21 protein-coding genes and 1 pseudogene are annotated in these 26,210 nt (G+C 65.5%); 12 read left to right on the top strand and 10 right to left on the bottom strand.

All coding sequences use genetic code 11. The features are described from left to right. Positions 1-6: 6 nt before the first annotated feature. Together KSS93_RS09270 and dinG are read right to left on the bottom strand one after the other, a co-directional pair. Positions 7-2,229 (bottom strand): beta-galactosidase, encoded by a 2,223-nt coding sequence (locus KSS93_RS09270; protein ID WP_217888025.1) that lies wholly within the window; start codon positions 2,227-2,229, stop codon positions 7-9. Positions 2,230-2,311: 82 nt separating this feature from the next. After that, a complete protein-coding gene (dinG, locus tag KSS93_RS09265) occupies positions 2,312-4,456 on the bottom strand; it encodes an ATP-dependent DNA helicase DinG (RefSeq protein WP_217888024.1) in 2,145 nt (714 codons plus the stop codon). 98 nt (positions 4,457-4,554) lie between these two features. On the opposite strand from dinG, the gene KSS93_RS09260 reads away from it, so the two are divergent. Then, positions 4,555-5,019, top strand: coding sequence for a CopD family protein (locus KSS93_RS09260; RefSeq protein WP_217842119.1), 465 nt, complete (start codon positions 4,555-4,557; stop codon positions 5,017-5,019). An 844-nt stretch (positions 5,020-5,863) separates the two neighbouring features. Here the strand turns inward: KSS93_RS09260 and KSS93_RS09255 are convergent. The 5 genes and pseudogenes from KSS93_RS09255 to KSS93_RS09235 form a co-directional block, all read right to left on the bottom strand. Beyond that, positions 5,864-7,107, bottom strand: a pseudogene (locus KSS93_RS09255) (IS256 family transposase). A 116-nt stretch (positions 7,108-7,223) separates the two neighbouring features. Beyond that, a complete protein-coding gene (locus tag KSS93_RS09250) occupies positions 7,224-7,982 on the bottom strand; it encodes a collagen-like protein (protein ID WP_217888023.1) in 759 nt (252 codons plus the stop codon). Continuing rightward, positions 7,975-8,250, bottom strand: coding sequence for a DUF1145 domain-containing protein (locus tag KSS93_RS09245; RefSeq protein WP_217888022.1), 276 nt, complete (start codon positions 8,248-8,250; stop codon positions 7,975-7,977). Before KSS93_RS09245 ends, KSS93_RS09250 begins: the two co-directional genes overlap by 8 nt. Positions 8,251-8,348: 98 nt before the next feature. Next, complete coding sequence (locus KSS93_RS09240; RefSeq protein WP_217888021.1) at positions 8,349-9,071, bottom strand: PA1041 family peptidoglycan-binding anchor lipoprotein; 723 nt, start codon at positions 9,069-9,071, stop codon at positions 8,349-8,351. A gap of 89 nt (positions 9,072-9,160) precedes the next feature. After that, on the bottom strand, positions 9,161-9,853 hold the full coding sequence (locus KSS93_RS09235) for a PA1041 family peptidoglycan-binding anchor lipoprotein (RefSeq protein WP_217888020.1): 693 nt from the start codon (positions 9,851-9,853) through the stop codon (positions 9,161-9,163). Positions 9,854-10,013: 160 nt separating this feature from the next. Here KSS93_RS09235 and KSS93_RS09230 point away from each other — a divergent pair, with 160 nt between their 5' ends. From KSS93_RS09230 to pdeM, 9 genes are all read left to right on the top strand, one after another. Continuing rightward, entirely contained in the window at positions 10,014-10,508 is a 495-nt protein-coding gene (locus KSS93_RS09230) for a DUF6231 family protein (RefSeq protein ID WP_217888019.1), read from the top strand. 4 nt (positions 10,509-10,512) lie between these two features. Further along, positions 10,513-10,989, top strand: coding sequence for a YchJ family protein (locus tag KSS93_RS09225; RefSeq protein WP_217888018.1), 477 nt, complete (start codon positions 10,513-10,515; stop codon positions 10,987-10,989). A gap of 61 nt (positions 10,990-11,050) precedes the next feature. Next, positions 11,051-11,248 carry an SEC-C metal-binding domain-containing protein gene (locus KSS93_RS09220; protein WP_029613223.1) on the top strand — a complete coding sequence of 66 codons (198 nt, stop codon included), beginning with the start codon at positions 11,051-11,053 and terminating at the stop codon, positions 11,246-11,248. 190 nt (positions 11,249-11,438) lie between these two features. Beyond that, positions 11,439-13,868: a penicillin acylase family protein gene (locus KSS93_RS09215; RefSeq protein ID WP_217888017.1), complete on the top strand. Its 2,430-nt coding sequence runs from the start codon at positions 11,439-11,441 to the stop codon at positions 13,866-13,868. Between the two features lie 400 nt (positions 13,869-14,268). Further along, positions 14,269-15,285, top strand: coding sequence for a ligase-associated DNA damage response exonuclease (locus KSS93_RS09210; RefSeq protein ID WP_217888016.1), 1,017 nt, complete (start codon positions 14,269-14,271; stop codon positions 15,283-15,285). Beyond that, positions 15,282-16,934 (top strand): ATP-dependent DNA ligase, encoded by a 1,653-nt coding sequence (locus KSS93_RS09205; RefSeq protein WP_217888015.1) that lies wholly within the window; start codon positions 15,282-15,284, stop codon positions 16,932-16,934. Before KSS93_RS09210 ends, KSS93_RS09205 begins: the two co-directional genes overlap by 4 nt. Positions 16,935-17,010: 76 nt before the next feature. Continuing rightward, a complete protein-coding gene (locus KSS93_RS09200) occupies positions 17,011-18,126 on the top strand; it encodes a succinylglutamate desuccinylase/aspartoacylase family protein (protein WP_217888014.1) in 1,116 nt (371 codons plus the stop codon). A 66-nt stretch (positions 18,127-18,192) separates the two neighbouring features. Further along, complete coding sequence (locus tag KSS93_RS09195) at positions 18,193-20,640, top strand: ligase-associated DNA damage response DEXH box helicase (protein ID WP_217888013.1); 2,448 nt, start codon at positions 18,193-18,195, stop codon at positions 20,638-20,640. Next, entirely contained in the window at positions 20,633-21,289 is a 657-nt protein-coding gene (gene pdeM, locus KSS93_RS09190) for a ligase-associated DNA damage response endonuclease PdeM (RefSeq protein ID WP_217888012.1), read from the top strand. Before KSS93_RS09195 ends, pdeM begins: the two co-directional genes overlap by 8 nt. Here the strand turns inward: pdeM and KSS93_RS09185 are convergent, their stop codons facing one another. Beyond that, positions 21,290-21,520 carry a hypothetical protein gene (locus KSS93_RS09185; protein ID WP_217888011.1) on the bottom strand — a complete coding sequence of 77 codons (231 nt, stop codon included), beginning with the start codon at positions 21,518-21,520 and terminating at the stop codon, positions 21,290-21,292. It abuts the gene before it with no gap. A gap of 99 nt (positions 21,521-21,619) precedes the next feature. Continuing rightward, a complete protein-coding gene (dcd, locus tag KSS93_RS09180) occupies positions 21,620-22,186 on the bottom strand; it encodes a dCTP deaminase (RefSeq protein WP_003258001.1) in 567 nt (188 codons plus the stop codon). Between the two features lie 343 nt (positions 22,187-22,529). Here dcd and KSS93_RS09175 point away from each other — a divergent pair, with 343 nt between their 5' ends. Further along, positions 22,530-22,739 (top strand): cold-shock protein, encoded by a 210-nt coding sequence (locus tag KSS93_RS09175; RefSeq protein WP_003254922.1) that lies wholly within the window; start codon positions 22,530-22,532, stop codon positions 22,737-22,739. A gap of 170 nt (positions 22,740-22,909) precedes the next feature. On the opposite strand, the gene apbC is transcribed toward KSS93_RS09175, so the two are convergent. Further along, the gene (gene apbC / locus KSS93_RS09170) at positions 22,910-24,004 is read right to left on the bottom strand and encodes an iron-sulfur cluster carrier protein ApbC (protein ID WP_217888010.1); all 1,095 of its coding nucleotides are present in this window, start codon (positions 24,002-24,004) and stop codon (positions 22,910-22,912) included. A 158-nt stretch (positions 24,005-24,162) separates the two neighbouring features. On the opposite strand from apbC, the gene metG reads away from it, so the two are divergent. Then, positions 24,163-26,205: a methionine--tRNA ligase gene (gene metG, locus KSS93_RS09165; protein ID WP_217888009.1), complete on the top strand. Its 2,043-nt coding sequence runs from the start codon at positions 24,163-24,165 to the stop codon at positions 26,203-26,205. The last annotated feature ends 5 nt before the right edge of the window (positions 26,206-26,210 follow it).

Genomic DNA, 26,210 nt, shown 5'->3' with positions numbered 1-26,210 from the left:
GACCGCTTATGGCGCGGGCTTTTCCAACTGGGTGCGCAATTGCGTGGTCAGTTGCAGGTTGCTCCTGCGCACCGCCTCGACAAAGCCCGGGTAGGCCAAATCGGTGATGCCCACCAACCCCAGGTGCCCGTTCTCGCCGTCCAGCAGCCGACCGCTGGCAGGTTGGTCCAGGTACTGGAACCAGTGCGCGCCAACGATCATCGGCTGGGCCAGGGCAGCCTTGAGGAAGTTGGCGTAGGCCGGGCCGCGGTCCTCTTCACGCGCCACCTCCACCGGGCCGGGCCAGAACGGGCCGCGGTCACGCGAGCCGAACTGGAACTCCGAGACCAGCACCGGCTTGTCCAGCTCGGCCAGGCGGGCGAAGTCGTAACCGTCCTCGGGCTTGAGGGTATAGAAGTTGAAACTCAGCACATCGCAGAACTCGGCACAGGCCTTGACCGCCTCGGGCGTGCTCACCGCAAAGCGCCCACCCAGCAGCAAGTGGTTTGGCGCGTGCCATTTGAGTGCGTCGGAAATGGTCTTGAAGTAGGTCTGGGCGAACACCAGCTGGAAATACTGGTAATCGCGTTCGATTTCCGGGTGCTCGGGGTTGGGCAGCGGTGCCTCGAAACCTGGGTCTTCCATCAGCTCCCAGGCACTCAGCTCGATGCCCCATGCCTTCGACAGCCCTTGCTGGTTGCGGTACTTGTCGCGCAGTTGCTTCAAGAACGCACGCTTGGCCGGCACGTCGGTGGTCAGGCGCAAGGTGCCGTAGGCCAGGCCATAGCGGGCCTTGGGGTCATCGCCCGGGGCTGCCCACGCCAGTTCGTTGTCGGCGAAATAACCGATCAGCCAAGGGTCGTCGCGGTGATCGCGGGCAGCGATGGCCACGGCGCGTTCGGTGGCCATGGCAAAGCGCGGGTCGAACGGGTCAGGCATGCGTCCCCACCAGTCCATGCCGGTACTGATGCTGGCATAATCGCCGACGATCGCCAGCGGCAAGGTGTAGGGCATGCGCCGGGCCTGCTCCAGGCCCGGGTCGCTCCAGTTGCCCAGTGTGTTGAAGCCCCAGGCCTGCAGGCGGTCGAGGGTGTGGGTTTGCCAGCGCGGCGCGTCGAATGCCAGGGGCGGGCAGGCATCGGTAGCGCCCGGGCAGGGCTTGCCGTAGGTGCGTTGCAGGTTGGCGGCATAGAAGTCGAACCAGCGCCCCTGCTTGAACCCGCGCCCTTGCGAGGAGGCATTGCCGTCGTCGTTGTTGCCCTGGCCATACAAAGCCGCCAGGGCATCGCCCTCGGCGGGCAGGCCCTTGAACATGCCTTCGCGGCCTTGTACGTAGGTGCGCCCACCGTCGGCAGCAACCGCATTGACCCCCAACGAGTAGAACGGGTGGCCGTCGGGGGTTACCAGGTGCCAGCGCCCGTCACGTTTTTCGGTACGAAAGAACCCCTTGGCTTCGAACGCCGGGCCGGCCTGCAGGCCGCCGTACGGGTCCAGGCCGAGCTTGTCGCGCTCGAGCAACCAGGCTTTGAGCTGCGCCTGCTCGCGGTTGTCGGCGGCTTTGAGTTGATCGTCGCTTGCGACCTTCTCCGGCCAACTGCCACGGGTGGACTGGCCGTAGCTGTCGACCAGTTGGCTGTAGGCAGCCTGGTAAGCCTGGTCGTCGTCCTGCAGCCCGACTTTTTCGATCAGCAGGCTCTGGGCGACTTTGGGGTTTGGGATGCTCAGGCTGACCGAGATCACCTGCTTGAGGTCGAGCTCGCCGCTGCTGCTGGCCAGCAACAGGCGCTGGCCTTCGTGGGCCCAGGGCATCGGCGGGCCGGCGCGCATGCCCTGGCTCAGCGGCGAGCTGGCGGTGAGCGGAATCATCACCGTCTGCGCCGGGCCTGCCGGCAAGTCGATGCGGCTGCTGAGGGTGCGCCCGTCGCTGCCCTGCACCTGCACATCCACAGTCAGCGCCCAGTCCATGGCACTTTGCAAACGCAGGGTGAGGTAGCGCCCGGCCGACCAGTCCCAGGCCCCGGCCTGCGGGGTGAGTTGCAGCGTCGGCTTTGCCACCGGGTTGAACACCACCCGCCGCAACACCTCGCCTTCGGCCGTCTGCTCGGCGTTGTACTGCGGCATCCCGGCGTCCTGGGTGACGACGTTCACCACCGAGGCAGGGCGCACGAAACTGAACAGCGTCTGTTGCCCGGCGAGCAATGGTGCGCTGAACAACAGGGTAAGCATGGCGGGCAGGGTGCGACGGATCATGGGGCGGTTGCTCTCCTTCTGAGCCCTCATGGGCTCGCGACTGAGTGATGGACAACGGGGCCGGCGCGTCGTGCTCCGGCGGTCAGTCGATTTCCCGCCGGAATGGCGGCAGTGCGTTGAGAATAGCCTTGCCGTAGCGCTGGGTGACCAGGCGCCGGTCGAGCAAGCTGATCACGCCACGGTCCTGCTCGGTGCGCAGCAGCCGGCCGCAGGCCTGGATCAAGCGCAGCGAGGCGTCGGGCACAGCGATTTCCATGAACGGGTTGCCGCCGCGGGCTTCGATCCACTCGGCCAAAGCTGCCTCGACCGGGTCGTCCGGCACCGCGAACGGGATCTTGGCAATCACCACGTGCTCACAGTAAGCGCCCGGCAGGTCGACACCCTCGGCGAAGCTGGCCAGGCCGAACAGCACGCTGTGCTGGCCGTCATCGACCCGCGCCTTGTGCTTGTTCAGGGTTTCCTGCTTGGACAGGTTGCCCTGGATCAGCACCAGCTTGCGCCAGTCGCGGTCCAGGCCGTCGAACACGTCCTGCATCTGCTTACGCGACGAGAACAGCACCAGCGCGCCGCGGGCGTCTTCGACCATGGCCGGCAGTTCGCGGATGATCGCCGCGGTATGGGCGGTGGCATCGCGCGGGTCGGCCCCCAGGTCGGGCACCCGCAAAAGCCCGGCATCGCCGTGCACGAAGGGGCTGGGCACCACGCACTGCACCGCATCGCGGGGCAGGCCCGAGCGCATGCGAAAACGGTCGAACTTGCCCAGGGCGGTCAGCGTGGCGGAGGTGACCAGGGCGCCGTAGGCGACGTTCCACAGGCTCTTGCGCAGCATCTCGGCGGCCAGGATGGGGCTGGCGTTGACCTCGATATCGAACAGCGCGCCGTTTTCGGCCAAGGTCAGCCAGCGCGCCATGGGCGGGTTGTCTTCCGGGTCTTCGGCGGTGAATGCGGTCCACAGCTCCCAGTTGCTCTGGGCACGGGTCACCAGGCTGCCGAACAGCGGGTACCACTCCTCGGCCTGGTGGCTGGCGATGCCGATGTTGTTCTCGCCGTCCATGCCTTCCTTGAGCAGATCGGCCAGGCGGGTGAACAGGTCATTGAGGCGGGCGAAGCCTTTTTTCAGCTCGATGCCGACTTCGCGGATCTGCTCGGGCACCACGCCGCCTTCGAAGCGGTAGCGCGGGCGGTCGCGGCCTTCCATGTCCTCGCCGGCACGAAAATCCGCCACCTGCTCACACAGGGTGAACATGAACTGCTGCTGGGTGCGCACCTCGCGCGCCAGCTCCGGCACTTGCTCTATATAACGGCCCAGGTCACCGGGCAGCGGGTGCTGGGCCAGCAGCTTGGTGAGGTTCTTGGCTGTTTGCTCCAGCCATTCGGCGGTGGAGCGCAGGCGCGAGTAATGGGCGAAGTGGCCAATGGCCTTGTCGGGCAGGTGGTGGCCTTCGTCGAACACGTACATGGTGTCGCGCGGGTCGGGCAGCACCGCGCCGCCGCCCAGCGCCAAGTCAGCCAGCACCATGTCATGGTTGGTGACGATCACATCGACCTTGCCCATGCCTTCGCGGGCCTTGTAGAACACGCACTGCTGGAAATTCGGGCAATGCCGGCCGGTGCACTGGCCGTGGTCGGTGGTCAGGCGCGCCCAGTCCTGGTCTTCGATGGTCTCGGCCCAGCTGTCGCGGTCGCCGTCCCAACGGTTGCCGGCGAGCTTCTCGATCATGCTGTTGAACAGCTTCTGGCTGCGCTCGTCGACCTCGATCCTGAAGCCCTCTTCCTCGAACAGCTGGGCGGTGGCCGACTGGGCGTGGCCCTCTTGCAGCAGCACGTCGAGCTTGGACAGGCACAGGTAACGCCCACGCCCCTTGGCCAGGGCGAAGCTGAAGTTCAGGCCGCTGTTGCGCATCAGGTCGGGCAGGTCCTTGAACACGATCTGCTCTTGCAGCGCCACGGTGGCGGTGGCGATCACCAGGCGCTTGCCGGCGGCCTTGGCGGCCGGAATGGCGGCCAGGCTGTAGGCGACCGTCTTGCCGGTACCGGTGCCGGCCTCGACCGCCACCACGGCAGGCTCGCCCGCACGGCGGCCTTCGTCGTCGGTGGCGATGTCGCCGAGCACCTTGGCCACTTCGGCGATCATCAGGCGCTGGCCGTAGCGGGGCTTGAGGCTTTTGGCTTCGAGGAAACGCGAATAGGCGCCCTGGATGGTGGCTTTGAGTTCGGTACTGATCATGGTCTGCGGGCGCCCGGAGGGCTGGATATATTTTCAGTGTTTCGCATGGGCCGGCTATCATACCCCGCTATTGCCCTTTGTGCCGCATGGAGATCCGGATGCTCGCCTTTGCCCTGCCCTACACACTGCATGTCCTGGCCGCCCTGGTGTGGGTCGGCGGGATGTTCTTCGCCTGGCTGGTGCTGCGCCCGGCAACGGTTGCGGCCCTGGAGGGGCCTGCGCGGTTGCGGTTGTGGGTTGAGGTTTTCCAGCGGTTCTTCAGATGGGTCTGGCTGGCGGTGGCGATTCTGGCTGTCAGCGGGGTGGGCATGATCCACCTGCGCTTTGCCGGGTTCGAGACCGCGCCGCGGTACGTTCAGGTGATGATCGGGGGCGGGATCGTGATGTTTGCGCTGTTCATGCGGATTCAGTCGTTGTTGCTGCCTGAGCTTCGGGCGGCGGTGCAGGCTGAGGATTGGGCTTCGGGGGCTGGGGTTTTGGGGCGGATTCGGCGGATGGTGGGGGTTAATCTTCTGATTGGGGTTGGGGTGGTGGTTGTGGCCAGTTCTCGGGTTTTGATTTGATTGGGTTCGGGTTCGGGTTCGGGTTCGGGTTCGGGTTCGGGTTCGGAGTCCATGGTGATTGCTTTGGTAGATGTATGCGCATTCATTGACGATGACTGCTTTTCGTCACCTTTCCGCCCTTACGGCGGGTCACTTTTTGTCAAACGCGACAAAAAGTAACCAAAAAACGCTGGCTCCCATCATCCGGCCCTACGCTTCGCTCCGGGTCCCCTCGCTCCGGGCTTGCTCCGGAGGTACGCGCCGACGGGCCGTCCCTGGCCCGATCGGCGCTCGACCGGCATCCATGCCGGTCGCCCCCCTACGCAATCCCTACGCTCGGCCTCCTGAAGTCGCGATTTGTGTTGCCTGAACTATCGCGCGCTTAGAAGCAAGATCAAAAGCCAGATCAACAGCCGGGATGTTGGTTTTATTGTTATTGATGTGTTTTTTGTTAGGGCCCTATCGCCGGCAAGCCGGCGATTGCAATCCTGAGTTCCCACAAATACAACTAGCGGTTAGCTGCGCCAGTGCAGGCGCCGCACCTAACTTCGCGACTTCAGGAGGCCGAACGCAGGGATTGCGTAGGGGGGCGACCGGCATGGATGCCGGTCGAGCGCCGATCGGGCCAGGGACGGCCCGTCGGCGCGTACCCCCGGAGCAAGCCCGGAGTGAGGGAACCCCGGAGCGAAGCGCAGGGGCCGTATGAATGGAGCGTGGATTTTTTGGTGACTTTTTGATCCCTCAAAAAGTTACCCGCCGTAAGGGCGGAAAGGTGAATAAGCGTCAATAAAGATAATGAATACGGGAGTGTCAGTTTTTTTGTGTGCGGGCCGGTAGCGGCCTGCCGTCAAGCAGGCCCTGATTTTCACCAGGTTGGCCTGATGAATCGATCCCCGTACAAAATCGCGAATTGATTCATCGCACTTTTCCAATCATGCGCCGCTGAGCCCCAGTTCGCGTGATGTTTCTCAGACCCAGCCAGATCAGCTTGGTGGCTGCTTCATCGTTCGGGAAATGACCCCGGGTCTTGATGATCTTGCGCAGCTGGGCATTGATGCTTTCGATGGCATTGGTGGTGTAAATCACTTTCCGGATGGCCGGCGGAAGACAAAGAAGGGGATCACTCGATCCCAAGCGCGTCTCCAGGCCGCAACGACCGTTGGATATTGCTTGCCCCAAGGCCCACTTTCAAACTCATCGAGCGCCTGCTCAGCCGCTTCGGCATTGATGGCCTGGTAGATCGGCTTGAGCGCCTTGGCCAGTGCCCGCCGCTTGTCCCAGGCTGCAAAGTCCAGGCTGTTGCGGATCAGGTGGACGATGCACGTCTGTAGCGTCGTCTCTGGAAACACTGCGCTGAGGGCCTCTGGCATGCCTTTAAGACCATCGGTCACGGCAATAAGGACATCGTCGACACCTCGCGTCTTGAGGTCGTTGAACACCTTCATCCAGAACTTCGCACCCTCGGTGTTCTCAATCCAGATGCCCAAGATATCGCGCGTCCCGTCCGGCAGAACGCCCAGCGCCAGGTAAATGGCCTTGTTGCGCACCAGGCCTTCCTCACGGATCTTCACCCGCAATGCATCAAAGAAAATGACCGGGTACATAGGCTCAAGCGGCCGCTGCTGCCACGCGCCGATTTCTTCCATGACCTCGGCGGTCACAGAGCTGATGAAATCGGGTGAAACATCCGTCCCGTACTGCTCGGACAAAAGGCGCGGATCTCTCTGACCGTCATCCCACGTGCATACATGGCGATGATCTTGTCATCGAAACCGGTGTAACGCCGCTCATGCTTGGGAATCAGAATGGGCGCAAAACTGCCGTCTCGGTCACGGGGATATCCAGCCGCAATGGGCCGTCCCCGGTTAAAACAGTCTTGCCACTCTTGCCGTTACGTTGATTGGTTTCATCCTCTGGGCGCTGCGCGCCCGGCGGATAACCCAGGTGATGGCCCAGCTCGGCACTCAGGGCGCGTTCGATCAGGGCCTTCTTGAACGCCGCAGAGGCATCCTCGATAGCTTCGGCAGTCATCAGGCCCTCACCGAACTGCTCTAGCAGCTCTTTGGGGATTTGGGGCAGGTCACGCAGGGGTTTCTTTTTGGTTGGCATACATGCACCTCTTACTCATGTTATGCCCGAACACAAAATTTCTGACACCCTCATGAATACGCATACAACTTTCAAAACCAACCAAGCAACTAACTAACCAACTAACAACCCAAAAATCACAACCGCTGCAATATCAACTCCCCAGAAGCCCCCGCCAACCCAGGCGCCCCCTCGGCCCCAGGCCGCCCATTCCCCCCCGCATCGGTGCGATAAACCAGGCACCCCTTGCTGGCCCCACCCTTGCCAGGCTTGCCAGCCGCCCCAGGCTTACCCGCAGCCCCACCGTCAACCCGCACCACAATCCGCTCCCGCTCGAACCCCTCCGGCACCGCCAGGCGAACCCGACCACCGGCAGCACCATCATGCCCATTGCCCCCATCATCGCCATTGGCCCCACGGCTGGCCTGTCCCCAGGTGCAACCACCCGGTTTGCCATTGGCCCCGTCGAGCCCAACATAGCCCGGCGCCCCGGCACCACCCCGGGCATCAATGGCCAACTGCTCGGCCTCCAGCGCCTCCAGGCGCAAATCCAGGTTACGCCCGGGCCGCGCCGCACGCTCATAACTGCCCGCAGCCCCCGGCGCACTGAACTCGCTGCCAGCCCCAAGATACGCGCTGGCCGCAACGATGCGCAGGTCATGCTCGGCCGGCGCGATGGCAATGCGCGCATCACGCCCCAGCTCCAGGCGGTCGATTTTCAGTTCGGTGAGCGAGGCCGGCAGCAGCAGGGTGGCCGAATCAGCCACCCGCAGTTGCTCAAGGTGCACGCTGGCCGCCTTGTCGGGCAGGCGCAGCATCGAATGGGCGGCGACTTCCAGGCTCTCGGCCTGGGCCATGGGCGTGGCCAGGGCGGCCAGCAACAACAGTTTACGCACGGCTAGACGCCTCTTCAGGTTTGGGGATGGACATCACATGGAAAATCCCGGTGAGCAGAATCTGCAACCGGTCGAACCAGCGGTGGCTGCGCCCGCGCAGGCTGGCATTGAAGAACAGCACCTCCAGCACGTGCAGCGTCAGCAGCAGGGTACCGGCGGCATTGATCAGCAGATTGATCGGCACTGGCTGCGGCATGAACAGGTTGACCAGCACGATCCACCAGAACACCACCGTCAGCGCCTTGCCCAGGCCCAGGATGAACTTCATACCCCGCCCCCACTGGTTTAATTGTTATGTCGGCGCGGCTCGTTCGAGCGAACCGCGCCGGCAACAGTACCCCTGTTGCAGGGGCACGCGCCAGAGGGTCAATTCAGGTGCAATTCCACCCGTCGGTTATGCGCCCGGCCCTCGTCGGTGTCATTGTCGGCGACAGGCTCGCTCTCGCCGCGGCCCTGGCTGGTGACCTTCTGCGGCGCCAGCCCCTGGCTGATCAGGTACTCGGCGACGCTACTGGCCCGGCGCTCTGACAACGCCTGGTTGTAGCTGTCCGAGCCAACGCTGTCGGTATGGCCGATTACCTTGACGCTGCCCACACTGGGGTCGCCCAGCTTCGGCATCAGGGTCTGCAGGCGCTGCCGGGCCCCGTCGTTGAGCTCGGCGGAGTTGAAGGCGAACAATACCTGGCCCTGGTCATCAAGGGTGATCACCTCGGGCGCTGCAGCAACCGGCTCAGGCTTGGGTTGCACAGGCGGGTACTGGGGCAACGGGCAGCCCATGTGGTCGACTTGCGTACCGGCCGGGGTGTCCGGGCAACGGTCGCGGCGGTCGAAGACACCATCGCCATCCTCGTCGCCATCCTGGGCATAGCAGATCAGGCCACCGGCGATCACCCCGGCAGCACCGGCACCGGCCGCCCAGCTGGAACTTTCGATGGCGCCCAGGCCACCGCCGACGAGCCCGCCAAGCAGGCTGCACAGAGGCCAGGTCCTTTGATTGAGGGGGGCACTGCCATCGCTGTGGGTGGCGCAACCGGCCAGCAGCCCGGAGGCCAGCACCAGCGGCAGTGCCGCCTTCGACATTACACTCATGCTGAATGCTCCTGTGTCACCGGCCACTACCGGTCACCCAGGAGTAAAGACGCGCCCGCGCCACTTCTCAAGGCGCGGGCGCACGGCGCTTAACGCTGGATCTTGATCTCGGTACGGCGGTTCATCGCCCGCCCGTCAGCCGTGGCGTTATCAGCCACAGGTTGGGTTTCACCGGCCCCCACCACAGAGATAAAGCTGCTGCGCGGCACTCCGCTTTCGACCAGGTAGTCGGTCACCGAATGCGCACGGCGCTCGGAGAGCTTCTGGTTGTAGCTGTCGGAGCCGACGCTGTCGGTGTGCCCGGTAACGCTCAGGCGCGCACTCGGAGCCTCTTGCTTGAGGCGTGTGGCCACGGTGTTCAGACGCTCTTTGTCGGTGGCGGTCAGGCGCGCCGAGTCGAACTCGAAGTGCACGTCACGGATGACGATGACCTCTTCCTTCTGTACCACCACTTCTTCGGCCACTGGCGCCGGCGCTGGCGGGCAACCGTTGGCGTCCACCTGCACGCCGCGCGGAGTGCCTGGGCACTTGTCGCGGCTGTCCGGCACGCCGTCGCCGTCTTCGTCGCCATCACCATGGGCCCAGCAATAGCCGGCCGCCAGGCCGCCACCGAGCAAGGCGCCCCAACCAGCCCAGCTGGAACTCTCGATGGCGCCAAGGGCCGCGCCGCCCACGCCCCCGACGGCAGCACACTTCGGCCAGTCGGTTTTTTGCAAACCTGCACAACCAGTCAACACACTGGTGAGCAGAACCAGGGGTATCGCTGTGCGTACTATGCTCATCTTGTTGCTTCTCCATAGGGGAATCGGTGCTAAACCGACGCTCTGGGAGTAAAGACTGCCGTTTACCGCTCTGCCAGCAATAAGCCATGACTTCGTCCATTGCCTCTTTGCCCGCAGCCCCCGGGCCGTTAGTCTTGAGCGACCTGAACGAGGAATGGCAATGACCGACGCTGTCTCACCCCGCACGCCGCAACAGGCCCTGGCCGCCCTGCTCGAGCGCTTCGCCCCGCGCACCCTGCTGCTGGTAGGCAGCCGCTTCCCGGCGTTGGATGCCTTTGCCGAAGCTCACCCCGACACCCGCATCGAGCTGGCCACCCCCGGCGCGCTGCCTGATGCACTGGCCGCACAACGCTTCGACCTGGCGCTACTGGTGGACTGCCTTGAGCACCTGCCCAAGCGCGATGGCCTGCAGCTGTTGGGCGGCATCCGCAACCTCAACGCCAGCCGCGTCGCGGTATTGGCCGACCTCGTCGCCTGCGGCTGGCAGGCCACCGACTTTTTCTCGCTGGCACTGTCGGCCAGCGAAAAATTCCAGCGCGACGGGCAGGAACTGAGCCTGTTCACCTATGATCTGCATGACTACAAACAGGTGCCGGACTGGCTCAACGCCAAGTTCTGGGCCAACCCGCAAAACTTCGGCAAGTACTGGTGGTGATTCAATGAGTGTCTCGGTCTGCCCCTGCGGCAGTGGCAACCTGCTCGAGGCCTGCTGCGGGCATTATCACGCCGGCACCCCGGCGCCCGACGCACAGACGTTGATGCGCTCGCGCTACAGCGCCTATGTGCTGGGCCTGGTCGACTACCTGGTGGCGACCACCCTGCCGGCCCAGCAGGCCGGCCTGGACCGCCCGGCGATCAGCGCCTGGAGCGCCCAGAGCACCTGGCTGGGGCTGGAGGTGGAAAGCGCCGAGGTGCTCGGCGGGCAGCCCGAACATGCCTTCGTCACCTTCACCGCCCGCTGGCACGATGCACAAGGCGACCACCAGCACCGCGAGCGCTCGGCGTTCGTGCAGAACAAGGGCCGCTGGTACTTCATCGACCCGACTGTGCCGCTCAAGGCCGGGCGCAACGACCCCTGCCCCTGCACCAGCGGGCACAAGTTCAAGAAGTGCTGCGCCAGCTACATCGCCGGCTGACGCTGCACTTGTCGGCCAGTGGTGAGATAATCGCGGCCATCTTCAACCGGAGTACCCCGCAATGACCCAACAACCCCATGTCCATGGCCCCGACTGCGACCATGGTCACGACCATCACCACGATCACGGCCATGTGCACGGCCCGCACTGCAACCACGGCCACCAGGAGCCGGTGCGCAACGCCCTGAAGGACGTTGGCCGCAACGACCCGTGCCCATGCGGCAGCGAGAAGAAATTCAAGAAGTGCCACGGCGCCTGATCGGCGAAGCCCAACACGCCGAGCACAACATCGCGGGGCAAGCCCGCTCCCACGACAAGCGTGTGGGAGCGGGCTTGCCCCGCGATGCATGACCACTGGTAAATAAACCGCCCCGGCACCTTGCACGGCGACTGCGCGCTCACTACCTTAGCGCCTTCCGAACCCCGCCACGCCCTGCAGGAGCCCCGTCATGGCCGTCCTACCTCCCTTCCGCCTTCGCTTCGGCGGTGCTGCCGCGCTGCTCGGCCTGCTTGCGCTGGCCGGCTGCCAGATGGGCGGCTATCAGGACAGCGTGCCACCGACCACCGGCGTGCAGCCGCTCAAGGGCCTGGCACAGAACGTTTCGGTACGGCGCAACGCCATGGGCGCGCCGCTGATCGAGAGCAGCAACTTCCACGACGCACTGTTCAGCCTGGGCTATGTGCACGCCGGTGACCGCATCGGCCAGATGCTCAGCATGCGCCTGCTGGCCCAGGGCCGCCTGGCCGAGCTGGCCGGCCCCGACGCGCTGGAAATCGACCGCCTGATGCGCGCTGCCAACCTCAAGCAAAGCGCCGGCCAGCTTTACGCCGACGCCTCGCCGCGGCTCAAGCGCTTCTTCGAGGTGTACGCCCGCGGGGTCAACGCCTACCTGTTCCGCTACCGCGACAAGCTGCCGGCCGAGCTTGCCGGCAGCGGCTACCGCCCCGAATACTGGAAGCCCGAGGACTCGGCGCTGATCTTCAGCCTGTATGCGTTCAGCCAGTCGGTGAACCTGCAGGAGGAACTCTCGGCCCTGACCCTGGCGCAGAAGGTCGGCAGCGACAAGCTGGCCTGGCTGTTGCCCGGCGCTCCGGACGAACCCCTGGCCCATGCCGAAACCGACAAGCTCAAGGGCATCAACCTGGCCAGCCAACTGCCGGGCCTGGCCTCGCTGGCCGCCGCCGGCCAGCAACTGGCCGACCTCGGCCTGCTGGGCGCCCCGGGCTCGGCCAACCTGGCCCTGGGCCCGCAGCGCAGCCGCAGCGGCAAGAGCCTGTTGGCCAGCGACAGCCGCGCCGCCTGGGCACTGAGCCCGGTGCAGATCCACACCGCCAGGTATCAGGTGGCCGGCCTGTCGCTGCCCGGCCTGCCGATCGTGCTGGCCGGCTACAACGGCAAGCTGGCCTTCAGCGCCAGCGCGGTGATGGCCGACAACCAGGACCTGTTCCTCGAGCAAGTACGCCGCCAGGGCAACCAGCTGACGTACCTGGCCGACGGCAAATGGCAAGCGGCCCGGGCGCGCAACGAGACCTTCTTCGTCCGTGGCCAGCGCCCGCAGCGCGAAGTGATGTACGACACCCGTCACGGCACCCTGCTGCCGGGCCACGGCAGCCTGGCCCTGGCCCTGCACCTGCCGCAGCTCAAGGATGACCGCAGCCTTGATGCGCTGTTCGACCTGACCCGCGCCAGCAACCTCGAGCGCGCCTTCGACAGCACCCGCGAAGTAAGCGCTGCGGCGCTGAACTTCGTGTTCGCCGAACCCGAGCACATCGGCTGGCAGGTCAGTGGCCGCTACCCCAACCGCCGCGACGGCCAGGGCCTGCTGCCCTCGCCGGGCTGGGACGGGCGTTATGACTGGGACGGCTACGCCGACGCCATGCTCCACCCCTACGACCAGGACCCGCCCGGCGGCTTCATCGGCCACGCCAACCAGCGCAGCCAGCCCAAGGGCTATGGCATGCAGCTGTCGAGTACCTGGTACTACCCCGAGCGCGCCGAACGCCTGGCCGAACTGGCCGGCAATGGCCGCCACGACAGCCGCAGCCTGATGGCCCTGCAAAACGACCAGGTGACCCTGCTGGCAGCCAGGCTCAAGCAGATGTTCGACGCACCGGGCATGGCCCTGCCGCTCAAGCAGGCCATCGATGCCCTGCCCGCGGCCCAACGCGACAAGGCCCGCGAGGCACTCACCCGGCTCAAGGCCTTCGACGGCCGCCTGAGCCCGGTGTCGGCCGATGCCGCGCTGTACGAGTTGTTCCTTCAGGAGGTCACCCGCCAAACCTTCCTCGACGACCTCGGCCCGGAGTCCGGCGCCGCCTGGCAGGCCTTCGTCAGCAACGCGCAGTTGTCGTATTCAGCCCAGGCCGACCACCTGCTGGGCCGCGATGACAGCCCGTTCTGGGATGACCGCAACACCCCGCAAAAAGAAGACAAACCCGCCATCCTGGCCCGCAGCCTGGCGGGCGCGATCGACGCCGGCACCGCGCAGCTGGGCGCCGACCGCCGCGCCTGGCAGTGGGGCAAGCTGCACCAGTACAAATGGCCAGCGGCCAGTTACCAGGGGCTGGGCGACAGCCTCAAGCGCTCGCCCATGGCCGCGGGTGGCGACTCCAGCACCCTGGCGTTAACGCCTTACGCCTGGGGCAACAACTTCGACACCCGCCTGCCGGCCTCGGCGCGGATGATCGTCGACTTCGGTCAGGCCGAACCGCTGCAGCTGCTGACCAGCAGCGGCCAGTCGGGCAACCCGGCCAGCCGTCATTACAGCGACGGGTTGGATGCGTGGTTCAAGGGGCGCTTCATGAGCCTGCCGCTGCAGCCGCAGAACTTCGGCCGGGCCTATGGCAGCCAGCGCTTGACGCTGGTGCCGGGGAAGTAGGTTCAAGCAGCCATGAAAAAGCCGCCTCCACAGGCGTAATGCTGTCCACTTAGAATTGCCGGGGCCGCTTTGCGGCCCATCGCGACACAAGGCCGCTTCCCACAGGTACTGCGCATGGCTTGGTAATTCAGCCTTGCTCAGTACCTGTGGGAAGCGGCCTTGTGTCGCGATGGGCTGCGAAGCAGCCCCAACCCAGGCAACGCCTCTCTTAAGTGAACAGCATTAGCGTCTACAGGCGGCCTTTTATGGTTGGGTGGTTTCTGGCGGGGATGGGGTGAAGGCTGCCATGTGTTCGCCGAATGCCTTGCAGCGCCGGACACCTTACCGCCCCCACCCAACCGAACTTTCCCCTCCCCCCCACGCTCCCACCTTGTACCACCCACAACCACCGCCCCTCGCCATGGACCTCGTCATCGCCCGCCCCGAAGGCCTGTACTGCCCGCCCGGCGATTTCTACATCGACCCCTGGCGCCCGGTGCAGCGCGCGGTGATCACCCACGGCCACGGTGACCATTCCCGCCCCGGCAACCGCCACTACCTGACCGCCGCCGCAGGCGCGGGCGTGCTGCGCAGCCGCCTGGGCGCAAACATCGACCTGCAAACCCTGCCCTACGGCGAACGCCTGCTGCACCACGGCGTAACCTTGAGCCTGCACCCGGCAGGCCACGTGCTGGGCTCGGCCCAGGTGCGCCTGGAATACCAGGGCCAGGTGTGGGTGGCCTCCGGTGACTACAAAGTCGAGCCCGACGCCACCTGCGCTGCGTTCGAGCCGGTGCGCTGCCACACCTTCATCACCGAATCGACCTTCGGCCTGCCGATCTACCGCTGGCCGAGCCAGGCCGAGGTGTTCGCCCAGATCAACGCCTGGTGGCGCGGCAACTGCGCGCAAGGCAAGGCCAGCGTGCTGTTCTGCTATGCCTTCGGCAAGGCCCAGCGCATCCTCCACGGGCTGGACGCCAGCATTGGCCCGATCGTCGTGCACGGCGCAGTGGAGCCACTGAACCGGGTGTACCGCGAAGCCGGCGTGCAACTGCCAGCCACCCTGTATGCCAGCGATATACCGCGCAACGACCCGCTGTTGCGCCAGGCGCTGATACTGGCTCCGCCCTCGGCGGCCGGCAGCAGCTGGATGAAACGCTTCGGCGACTACAGCGACGCCTTCGCCAGCGGCTGGATGCGCCTGCGCGGCACCCGCCGGCGGCGCGGCGTGGACCGCGGCTTCGTGCTTTCCGACCACGCCGACTGGCCGGGCCTGTTGTGGGCCATCGGCCAGACCGGCGCCGAGCGGGTGATGGTCACCCACGGTTCGGTGAACGTGTTGGTGCGCTACCTCACCGAGCAAGGCCTGGATGCCCGCGCTTTCGTCACCGAATACGGTGAAGAAGATGATGTGCCGGCCACGGAAGCCGAGGCATGAAAGCCTTCGCCGAGCTGTACCTGCGCCTGGACGCCACCACTTCGAGCAACGCCAAGCTGCAGGCGCTGCGTGACTATTTTGCCAATGCACCCGCCGCCGATGCCGCCTGGGCGGTGTACTTCCTGGCTGGCGGGCGGCCACGGCAGATGGTGCCGAGCCGCTTGCTGCGCGAACTGGCCACGCAGCTGTCGGGGCTGCCCGAGTGGCTGTTCGAGGAGAGCTACCAGGCGGTGGGCGATCTGGCCGAGACAGTCTCGCTGCTGCTGCCGGAAAACCCCCATGGCAGCGATACAGGGCTTGCCGACTGGGTCGAACAGCAGTTGCTGCCGTTGCGCGGCCAGCCAGCGGAGCAGGTACGCGAACGCCTGCCGCAGCTGTGGGCGCAGCTTGACCGGCCAAGCCTGATGCTCAGCCTCAAACTGGTCACCGGCAGCTTTCGCGTGGGGGTATCAAAGCTGCTGGTGACCCGCGCCCTGGCGCAACTGGCCGGCCTCGACGCCAAACGCGTGGCCCAGCGAATGGTGGGTTACACCGACCTCAGCCATCGCCCGGTCGCCGCCAGCTACCTCAAGCTGATCGCCGCGGAATCGGCCGACGAACACCAGCAGCGTGGCGGGCAGCCCTACCCGTTTTTTCTGGCGCACGCCCTGCAACTGCCGGTGGAGCAGTTCGACGCCCTGCTCGGCCCGCCACAAGGCTGGCAGGTGGAATGGAAGTGGGACGGCATCCGTGCCCAGGTGGTCAAGCGTGACGGTCAGCTGTGGGTGTGGTCGCGCGGCGAAGAGCTGGTTACCGAGCGCTTCCCCGAGCTGCACGGCCTGACTCACATGCTGCCCGACGGCAGCGTGCTCGATGGCGAAATACTGGTATGGAAGCCCGGCGTCGAGGGCATCGCCGTACAACCCTTCGCCCTGCTGCAACAACGCCTGGGCCGCAAGACCCTGGGCAAGAAGCTGCTGGCGGATGCCCCGGTGGTGCTGCAGGCCTACGACTTGCTGGAATACCAGGGCGAGGACTGGCGCAACCGCCCGCAGCACGTACGCCGCCAGCAGCTGGAACAACTGCTGGCAGAGCACCCGCTGGCCCCGGTGCTGCTGTCGCCGCTGCTGACCGGCGACAGCTGGGCCGACCTCGCAGGCATGCGCGAAGCATCGCGCAGCCTGGGGGTCGAGGGGCTGATGCTCAAGCAGCGTGACGCGCTGTATGGCGTGGGCCGCACCAAGGACATGGGCCTGTGGTGGAAGTGGAAGGTCGACCCGTTCAGCGTCGATGCCGTGTTGATCTACGCCCAGCGCGGCCATGGCCGGCGCGCCAGCTTGTATAGCGACTACACCTTCGCCGTGTGGGACGCCCCACCCGGTACGCCCGGGCGCAGCCTGGTGCCGTTCGCCAAGGCCTACTCCGGGCTTAGCGACGAGGAAATGCGCCGGGTTGACGGCATCATCCGCAAGACCACCGTGGAAACCTTCGGCCCGGTGCGCAGCGTCACCCCGACGCTGGTGTTCGAGCTGGGCTTCGAAGGCATCGCTCTGTCCAAGCGGCACAAGAGCGGCATCGCCGTGCGCTTTCCGCGCATGTTGCGCTGGCGCCACGACAAGCCAGTGGAACAGGCCGACGACCTGGCGACCCTGCAGGCGCTGCTCGGCTGAGGGTGCAGCGGGGCCGAAGTTGTGCTTCTATCCTTGATCCCGGCCCTTGTCAAAGAACGTTTCAATCAGGACCCCCATGCACCATTCGACCCACGACCTGTTGTCTCCCGTGCCCGGCATCGCCCGCCAGTTGCACAGTTTTCACTTCGGCCCGCGCGATGGCGCCAAGGTGTACATCCAGGCTTCGCTGCACGCCGACGAACTGCCTGGCATGCTGGTGGCCTGGCACCTGAAGCAGCGCCTGGGCGAACTTGAGCAACAAGGCCGCCTGCGCCGCGAAATCATCCTGGTGCCGGTGGCCAACCCGGTGGGCCTGGAGCAGGTGCTGCTGGACGCGCCGCTGGGCCGTTTCGAGCTGCAGAGCGGCGAGAACTTCAACCGCAACTTCGTCGACCTGGCAGACAACATCGGCGACCAGCTCGAAGCCCACCTGACCCAGGACCCAGCCCACAACCTGGCGCTGATCCGCGAATACCTGCGCCGTGGCCTGGACGCACACCCGGTACGCACGCCGCTGCAATCGCAACGCCTGACCCTGCAACGGCTGGCCTGCGACGCCGACATGGTGCTCGACCTGCACTGCGACTTCGAGGCCGTGGAGCACCTGTACACCACCCCTGAAGCCTGGCCTCAGGTCGAACCACTGGCACGCTACCTGGGCGTGCAGGCCAGCCTGCTGGCCACCGATTCGGGCGGCCAGTCGTTCGACGAGTGCTTCAGCCTGGTCTGGTGGCAACTGCAGCAACGCTTCGCCAAGCGCTTCCCGATCCCCCTGGGCAGCTTCTCGGTGACCATCGAGCTGCGCGGCCAGGCCGACGTCAGCCACGCCCTGGCCAGCCAGGACTGCCAGGCGATCCTCGACTTTCTCACCCACAGCGGCGTGATCGAAGGCCAGCCGGCCCCCTTGCCGGCGCTGCGCCAGCCGGCAACGCCACTGGCCGCAGTAGAGCCTGTGACCGCGCCACTGGGCGGCTTGCTGGTGTTCCATGCCAAGCCGGGGCAGCAGCTTGAAGCCGGGCAACTGGTGGCCGAGGTGATCGACCCGCTCAGCGACCGGGTGACCCCGTTGCACACCACCCAGGCCGGGCTGATGTACGCCCGCAGCGTGCGGCGCATGGCCACGGCGGGTATGGTGGTGGCCCATGTGGCCGGCCAGAAGGTGTGCCGCAGCGGCTACCTTTTGGGCAACTGACCCGGTAAAACCAAACGCAGGCGCGCAGGGTCATTAGAAGCACAGCCTTCGAAGGACCCGCGCCGCATGCCCGACCTCGCCCTTGCATGGTTCACCAGCCGCGGCTGGAAGCCGTTCGCCTTCCAGCGCCAGGCATGGGCCGCGATCGGCCGTGGCGACAGCGGCCTGCTGCACGCCAGCACCGGCGCTGGCAAAACCTACGCGCTCTGGCTGGGCGCGCTTCGCGCCTTTGCAGGCACCGCCCCCGGCCGCCAACCCGCCCCGCTGCAGGTACTGTGGATCACCCCCATGCGTGCCCTGGCCGCCGACACCGCGCGGGCCTTGCAGGCGCCAGTGGATGAGCTTGGGTTGAACTGGAGCGTGGGCGTGCGCAGCGGCGACACCGGCAGCGCCGAGCGCGCCCGCCAGGCCCGGCGCCTGCCCAGCGCGCTGATCACCACCCCCGAGAGCCTGACCCTGCTGCTGACCCGGGCCCAGGCCGAGCAGGACTTCGCCAGCCTGCGCCTGGTGGTGGTGGATGAGTGGCATGAGCTGCTGGGCAACAAACGCGGGGTGCAACTGCAACTGGCCCTGGCGCGCTTGCGCCGTTGGCGGCCGCAGTTGGTGGTGTGGGGGCTGTCGGCGACCCTGGGAAACCTCGAGCATGCCTTGCAGGTGCTGGTGCCGGGTGGCGGCCTGCTGCTCAAGGGGCGCCAGGACAAGCGCCTGATCGTCGATACATTGATCCCGGCGCAGCTCGAACGCTTCCCCTGGGCGGGGCACATGGGCCTGAAGATGCTCGCCCAAGTGGCCGCCGAACTGGACGCCAGCGCCAGCAGCCTGGTGTTCACCAACACCCGCGCCCAGGCCGAGCTGTGGTACCAGGCGCTGCTCGAGGCGCGCCCAGAGTGGGCCGGGCTGATCGCCCTGCACCACGCCTCGCTGGCCCGGGAAACCCGCAACTGGGTCGAGGGGGCGCTCAAGCAAGGGCAACTCAAGGCCGTGGTGTGCACCTCGAGCCTGGACCTGGGGGTGGACTTTTTGCCGGTAGAGCGGGTGCTGCAGATCGGCTCGGCCAAGGGCATCGCCCGGCTGATGCAGCGCGCCGGGCGTTCCGGGCATGCGCCGGGGCGCACTTCGCGCATCACCCTGGTGCCCACCCACAGCCTGGAGCTGGTGGAGGCGGCCGCCGCCCGCCAGGCGCTGGCTGCCGGGCACATCGAGGCGCGGTGCTCACCCCGGCTGTGCATGGATGTGCTGGTGCAGCACCTGGTGAGCATGGCCCTGGGCGCCGGCATGCGCCCCGAGCAACTGCTGGCCGAGGTGCGCAGCACCTGGGCCTACCGCGACCTGAAGGCCAGCCAGTGGCAGTGGGCGTTGGCGTTCGTGCACAACGGCGGCAGCGCCTTGGGTGCCTACCCTGACTATCAGCGTGTGGAGGCCCACGCCGACGGCATCTGGCGGGTGACCAGCGAACGCCTGGCGCGGCGCCATCGCATGGGCATCGGGACCATCGTCAGCGAAGCCAGCCTGCAACTGAAGTTCTGGAGCAAGGGCGGCGGCGGCAAGGCGCTGGGTAGCGTTGAAGAGGCTTTCATCGCCCGCCTGCGCCCCGGCGACACGTTGATGTTCGGCGGGCGGGTACTGGAGCTGGTGCGGGTCGAGAACATGACCGCCTATGTGCGCCGCAGCACCTCGCGCAAGGCAGCGGTGGCGCGCTGGAATGGCGGGCGCATGCCGTTGTCCAGCGAACTGGCCGACGCCCTGGTCGAGCAACTGGAGGCCGCCGCCCACGGCCATTTCGAAAGCGCCGAGCTGCGCGCGGTGCGCCCGCTGCTGGCATTGCAGGCTAGCTGGTCGGCACTGCCCACCCGCACCACCCTGTTAGCCGAAACCCTGAGCAGCCGCCAGGGCTCGCACCTGTTCCTCTACCCCTTTGCCGGGCGCATGGCCAACCTGGGGCTGGCCAGCCTGATCGCCTGGCGGGTCAGCCGCGAGCAACCGCTGTCGGTGTCGATTGCAGTGAGTGACTACGGCTTCGAATTGCTCACCCCCAGCCGGGTGGACTGGGCCACCCACTTGCCGGCGGCGTTGAGCGCCGGGCAGGTGCTCGAAGACGTGCTGGCCAGCCTCAATGCCAGCGAAATGGCCCTGCGCCGCTTTCGCGAAATCGCGCGGATTTCCGGGTTGGTGTTCGGCGGCTACCCGGCGGCGCAAAAAAGTACCCGGCAGATCCAGGCCTCCAGCGGGCTGTTCTTCGAGGTGTTTCGCAAGCATGACCCGGGCAACCTGCTACTGGGCCAGGCCCGCGACGAAGTGCTGGGCGAGGAACTGGAAATCGACCGGTTGCAAAGGCATTTGCAACGCATGAGCAGCCAACGCCTGGACCTGCATGCCCTCAAGCGCCCAGGCCCGCTGGCCTTCACCCTGCTGGTGGAAGGCATGCGCGAAACCCTGAGCACCGAAAAACTGGCCGATCGCATCGCCCGCATGGTGGCAGAGCTGGAAAACGCCGCAGGTGACGGGCATGGCTGAACTGGCAATCGAATATGCCGGCGAAACCTTGCTGCTGCTCGCCGACAAGGCCATCTACTGGCCCAGGCGGCAGGCGCTGCTGGTGGCCGACCTGCATATCGGCAAGGCTGCCAGCTACCGGGCACTGCACCAACCGGTGCCGCACGGCACCACGCAAGTGACGCTGGCCAGGCTCGACGCGCTGCTGGCCGCACATGCTTGCTCCACGCTGATCGTGCTGGGCGATTTTCTGCATGCCCGCAGCGCCCGAGCGCCGGGCACCCTGGCTGCCCTGCAGGCTTGGCGCGAACGCCACTCGGCCTTGCAGATCGTACTGGTGCGCGGCAACCACGACCGCCACGCAGGTGACCCGCCTGCGCAGTTGGGTATCAGGGTGCATGAGGAGCCCTGGCTGCTGGAGCCCTTTGCCCTGTGCCACGAACCTGAGCCCCATGCCATCCACCCGGTACTGGCCGGGCATGTACACCCGGCCTACGTATTGCGCGGACGGGGCCGCCAGCGGCTGCGTATGCCCTGCTTCGTGTTTGGCCCGCAGGTAGCGCTGCTGCCGGCGTTCGGTGAATTCACCGGCGGCTGGAATGTACAGCCAGAGGCCGACTCACGCCTTTATCTGGCGGGTGCCGGGCAGGTCTGGCCGCTGGGGACCTGATCAAGCAACAGGAGCGGGAGGTGGCTCATCCGGTAAGGTCGGCTCGCCCGGCTCCATCGGCGGATGCTCGCCGGGCTGCGGCGGTTGCGGGGTGTCGGGGTCGGGCTGGTGCGGCACGCCGCCGGCCTGCAGCGGCGTGGGCGGGTGGGCCAGCAGCGACCAGGCCGGCAAGCCGATCTGGTTCGGCTGCAGCACGGCCAGCTTGGCGTTGATTGCGGGGTCGAGTTTCATCGGGCAGCTCCTGACTAGAGCCGGCGCACGTCATGCGCGCCGGGACCGTTCAAGATTTGGAGTGCACTGCCCGCCAACAATTCCCCGCAGTTGGTCGGGTCAGGTACGCGGCAGGGTGACGCCGCGCTGGCCCTGGTACTTGCCGCCGCGGTCCTTGTACGACACTTCGCACTCTTCGTCGGACTGCAGGAACAGCATCTGCGCCACGCCTTCGTTGGCGTAGATCTTCGCCGGCAGGGTGGTGGTGTTGGAGAACTCCAAGGTCACGTGGCCTTCCCACTCAGGTTCCAGCGGGGTGACGTTGACGATGATGCCGCAACGGGCGTAGGTGCTCTTGCCCAGGCAGATGGTCAGCACATCGCGTGGAATGCGGAAGTACTCGACGGTGCGGGCCAGGGCGAAGGAGTTCGGCGGGATGATGCACACGTCGCTCTTGATGTCGACGAAGCTGCCGGCATCGAAGTTCTTGGGGTCGACGGTGGCCGAATTGATGTTGGTGAACACCTTGAATTCGTCGGCGCAGCGCACGTCGTAGCCGTAGCTGGAAACACCGAAGGAGATGACCCGGCTGTCCTGCTCGCCGCGCACCTGGCGCTCGACGAACGGTTCGATCATGCCGTGTTCCTGCGCCATGCGGCGAATCCACTTGTCCGATTTGATGCTCATGGCGGGGTGTCCTGAGAGTGCAAGGTGAAAAAAATCGTGACGCGCATCTTACCGGTCCCGACGCCTGCGGCAAAGTCAGATCCCTCATCCATGCTGCAATCCCCGCCGGACGGGGCTTGCAGGCGCCGTCGATCCGAATTGCGACAAACATGCCCAGGGTTATTGGCAGGTCAGGGAAAGTGGGTTAAGGTTACGCCCACTGTGCTGCACGCGACACCGAAGATCTGTTTGATGCACGATTTACGATCGGCCCATCTCCTGACACCTTCTGCTCCTTTGCACTCAGTTCACGGCTCGGGGCTTTCCCAGGCCGCCACAAAACTTTGTCCAAGGAGACAGAAAAATGTCCAACCGTCAATCCGGTGTTGTTAAGTGGTTCAACGACGAGAAAGGCTACGGCTTCATCACCCCTCAGTCGGGCGACGACCTGTTCGTACACTTCAAAGCCATCCAAGCTGACGGCTTCAAAACCCTGAAAGAAGGCCAGGCTGTTACTTTCGTCGCTACCCGCGGCCAGAAAGGCATGCAGGCTGAAGAAGTTCAAATCGCCTAAGTCGATTTAGCTTCCTCGCTTCAGAAAAAACCCGCCATTGGCGGGTTTTTTTGTGCTTACTGGAAATGCAATCAGGCGGGAGCAACTGTCTTGTGCTGGCTGTGCCGGCCTCATCGCCGGCAAGCCGGCTCCTACAAGGACAGCACAGGCCTGAAGCTTATGCGTGGCAATCAATCTTCGCTGATGGTGATGCTCGGCATCGCTGGTGCCGCCGCTTCCTGCAGCACGATGCGCGCGCCCACCTGCCGCGCCAGCTCCTGGTAAACCATGGCGATCTGGCTTTCCGGCTCGGCGATGGCGGTCGGTTTGCCACTGTCGGCCTGCTCGCGGATCAACATCGACAGCGGCAGCGAAGCCAGCAGCTCGACACCGTACTGCGCCGCCAGCTTCTCGCCACCGCCTTCACCGAACAGGTGCTCGGCGTGGCCGCAGTTCGAGCAGATGTGCACGGCCATGTTCTCCACCACGCCCAGCACCGGGATGTTGACCTTGCGGAACATCTCGACGCCCTTCTTGGCGTCCAGTAAAGCCAGGTCCTGCGGCGTGGTGACGATCACCGAGCCGGCCACCGGCACCTTCTGCGCCAGGGTCAGCTGGATATCACCGGTCCCCGGCGGCATGTCGATCACCAGGTAGTCCAGGTCGTCCCAGGCGGTCTGGGTGACCAACTGCAGCAACGCACCGGAAACCATAGGGCCGCGCCAGACCATCGGCGTGTTGTCGTCGGTAAGGAAGGCCATGGACATCACCTCGACACCATGGGCCTTGATCGGCACGAACCACTTCTGCTCGCGCACCTGCGGGCGGGTGCCTTCGGGGATGCCGAACATCACGCCCTGGCTGGGGCCATAGATATCAGCGTCGAGAATGCCCACCCGCGCACCTTCGCGGGCCAGCGCCAAAGCCAGGTTGGCCGCTGTGGTCGACTTGCCCACGCCGCCCTTGCCCGAGGCCACGGCGATGATGTTCTTCACGTTGGCCATGGCCGGCACCTGGGCCTGGGCCTTGTGGGTGGCGATCTGGCAGCCGATGGTGACGCTAGCCGCACTCACCCCGTCGAGGTTGCCGATGGCCGTCTGCAGCACCTGGGCCCAGCCACCCTTGAACAGCCCGGCGGCATAACCAAGCTGCAGCTGTACGCTGACCTGCCCGCCCTGAATGTCGATGGCCTGCACACAGCCGGCGCTGACCGGGTCCTGGTTCAGGTAGGGGTCGGTGTACTGGCGAAGCACGCCTTCGACGGCGGCACGGGTGACGGCACTCATGGACACTCCCATTGGCAAACTGAATACGAAACAGGCGCCTATGCTAACCCGTCAATCGTCAGCATATGCGTTCGCGGGGTGAAATATCTTCGCCAGCCCTTTATAGTGGCCGATCACCCTCATTTTTACCCCGTAGCCAGATAAGTAGCCGAGCCACCATGTCCGAGCCACGTCAGATTCTCGTCACCAGCGCCCTGCCCTATGCCAATGGATCGATCCACCTTGGCCATATGCTGGAGTACATCCAGACGGACATGTGGGTGCGCTTCCAGAAGCTGCGTGGCAACCAGTGCATCTACGTCTGCGCCGACGACGCCCACGGTTCGGCCATCATGCTGCGCGCCGAAAAAGAAGGCATCACCCCGGAACAACTGATTGCCAACGTCCAAGCTGAACACAGCAGCGACTTCGCTGATTTTCTGGTGGACTTCGACAACTTCCACTCCACCCACAGCGACGAAAACCGCGAGCTGTCGAGCCTGATCTACGGCCGTCTGCGTGACGCCGGGCACATCGCCACCCGCTCGGTGACCCAATACTTCGACCCTGAAAAGGGCATGTTCCTCGCCGACCGCTTCATCAAGGGCACCTGCCCCAAATGTGCGGCCGAAGACCAGTACGGCGACAACTGCGAAAAATGCGGCGCCACCTACGCCCCGACCGAACTGAAAAACCCCAAGTCGGCGATCTCCGGTGCCACCCCGGTGCTGCGTGACTCCCAGCACTTCTTCTTCAAGCTGCCGGACTTCCAGGCCATGCTGCAGCAGTGGACCCGCAGCGGCACCCTGCAGGACGCGGTGGCCAACAAGCTCGCCGAATGGCTGGACTCGGGCCTGCAGGAGTGGGACATCTCCCGTGATGCGCCGTACTTCGGCTTCGAAATCCCGGGCGAGCCTGGCAAGTACTTTTACGTGTGGCTGGATGCGCCGATCGGCTACATGGCCAGCTTCAAGAACCTTTGCGCACGCCGCCCGGAGCTGGACTTCGACGCGTTCTGGAATGAAGGCTCCAAGACCGAGCTGTACCACTTCATCGGCAAGGACATCGTCAACTTCCACGCCCTGTTCTGGCCGGCCATGCTCGAAGGCGCGGGGTTCCGCAAGCCGACCGCAGTGAACGTGCACGGTTATCTCACCGTCAACGGCGCGAAGATGTCCAAGTCGCGCGGCACCTTCATCAAGGCGCGCACCTACCTCGACCACCTGCAGCCGGAATACCTGCGCTACTACTACGCGGCCAAGCTCGGCCGTGGCGTGGATGACCTCGACCTGAACCTCGAGGACTTCGTGCAGAAGGTCAATTCCGACCTGGTGGGCAAGGTGGTGAACATCGCCAGCCGCTGCGCAGGCTTCATCCACAAGGGCAACGACGGCGTGATGGTTGCAGGCGACGCCGCTCCCGAACTGACCGAAGCCTTCCTGGCAGCCGCACCATCCATTGCCGATGCCTACGAAGGCCGCGACTTTGGCCGCGCCATGCGCGAAATCATGGCCCTGGCTGACCGTGCCAACGCCTGGATCGCCGACAAGGCGCCGTGGTCGCTGGCCAAGCAGGAGGGCAAGCAGGACGAAGTGCAGGCCATCTGTGCCCAAGGCATCAACCTGTTCCGCCAGCTGGTGATCTTCCTCAAGCCGGTGCTGCCAGTGCTGGCAACTGATGCCGAAGCCTTCCTCAACGTCGCCCCGTTGACCTGGAACGACCACAAGTCGCGCCTGGAAAACCACCAGTTGAACCCGTTCAAGGCGCTGATGAGCCGCATCGAGCCCAGCAAAGTCGAAGCCATGGTCGCCGCCAGCAAGGAAGACCTGCTGGCCGCCGAAGCCCAACAGGCGCCGGCCGGCAATGGCGAGCTGGCCAAGGACCCACTGTCGGCAGAGATCGAGTTCGACACCTTCGCCGCCGTCGACCTGCGCGTGGCGCTGATCGTCAAGGCAGAAGCGGTACCGGGCGCCGACAAGCTGCTGCAGCTGACCCTGGACATCGGTGACGAGCGCCGCAACGTGTTCTCCGGCATCAAGTCGGCCTACCCCGACCCAAGCCAGCTGGAAGGCCGCCTGACCATGATGGTAGCCAACCTCAAACCACGCAAAATGCGCTTCGGCATTTCCGAGGGCATGGTCATGGCCGCCGGCCCCGGCGGTGAAGAAATCTACCTGCTGAGCCCGGACAGCGGCGCCAAGCCTGGCCAGCGCATCAAGTAAGCCCC

Source organism: Pseudomonas xanthosomatis (assembly GCF_019139835.1).
GTDB classification, from domain to species: Bacteria; Pseudomonadota; Gammaproteobacteria; order Pseudomonadales; family Pseudomonadaceae; genus Aquipseudomonas; species Aquipseudomonas fakonensis.
Note: the sequence above shows the minus strand (reverse complement) of the source record. Positions and strands in the feature narration are given on the sequence as shown.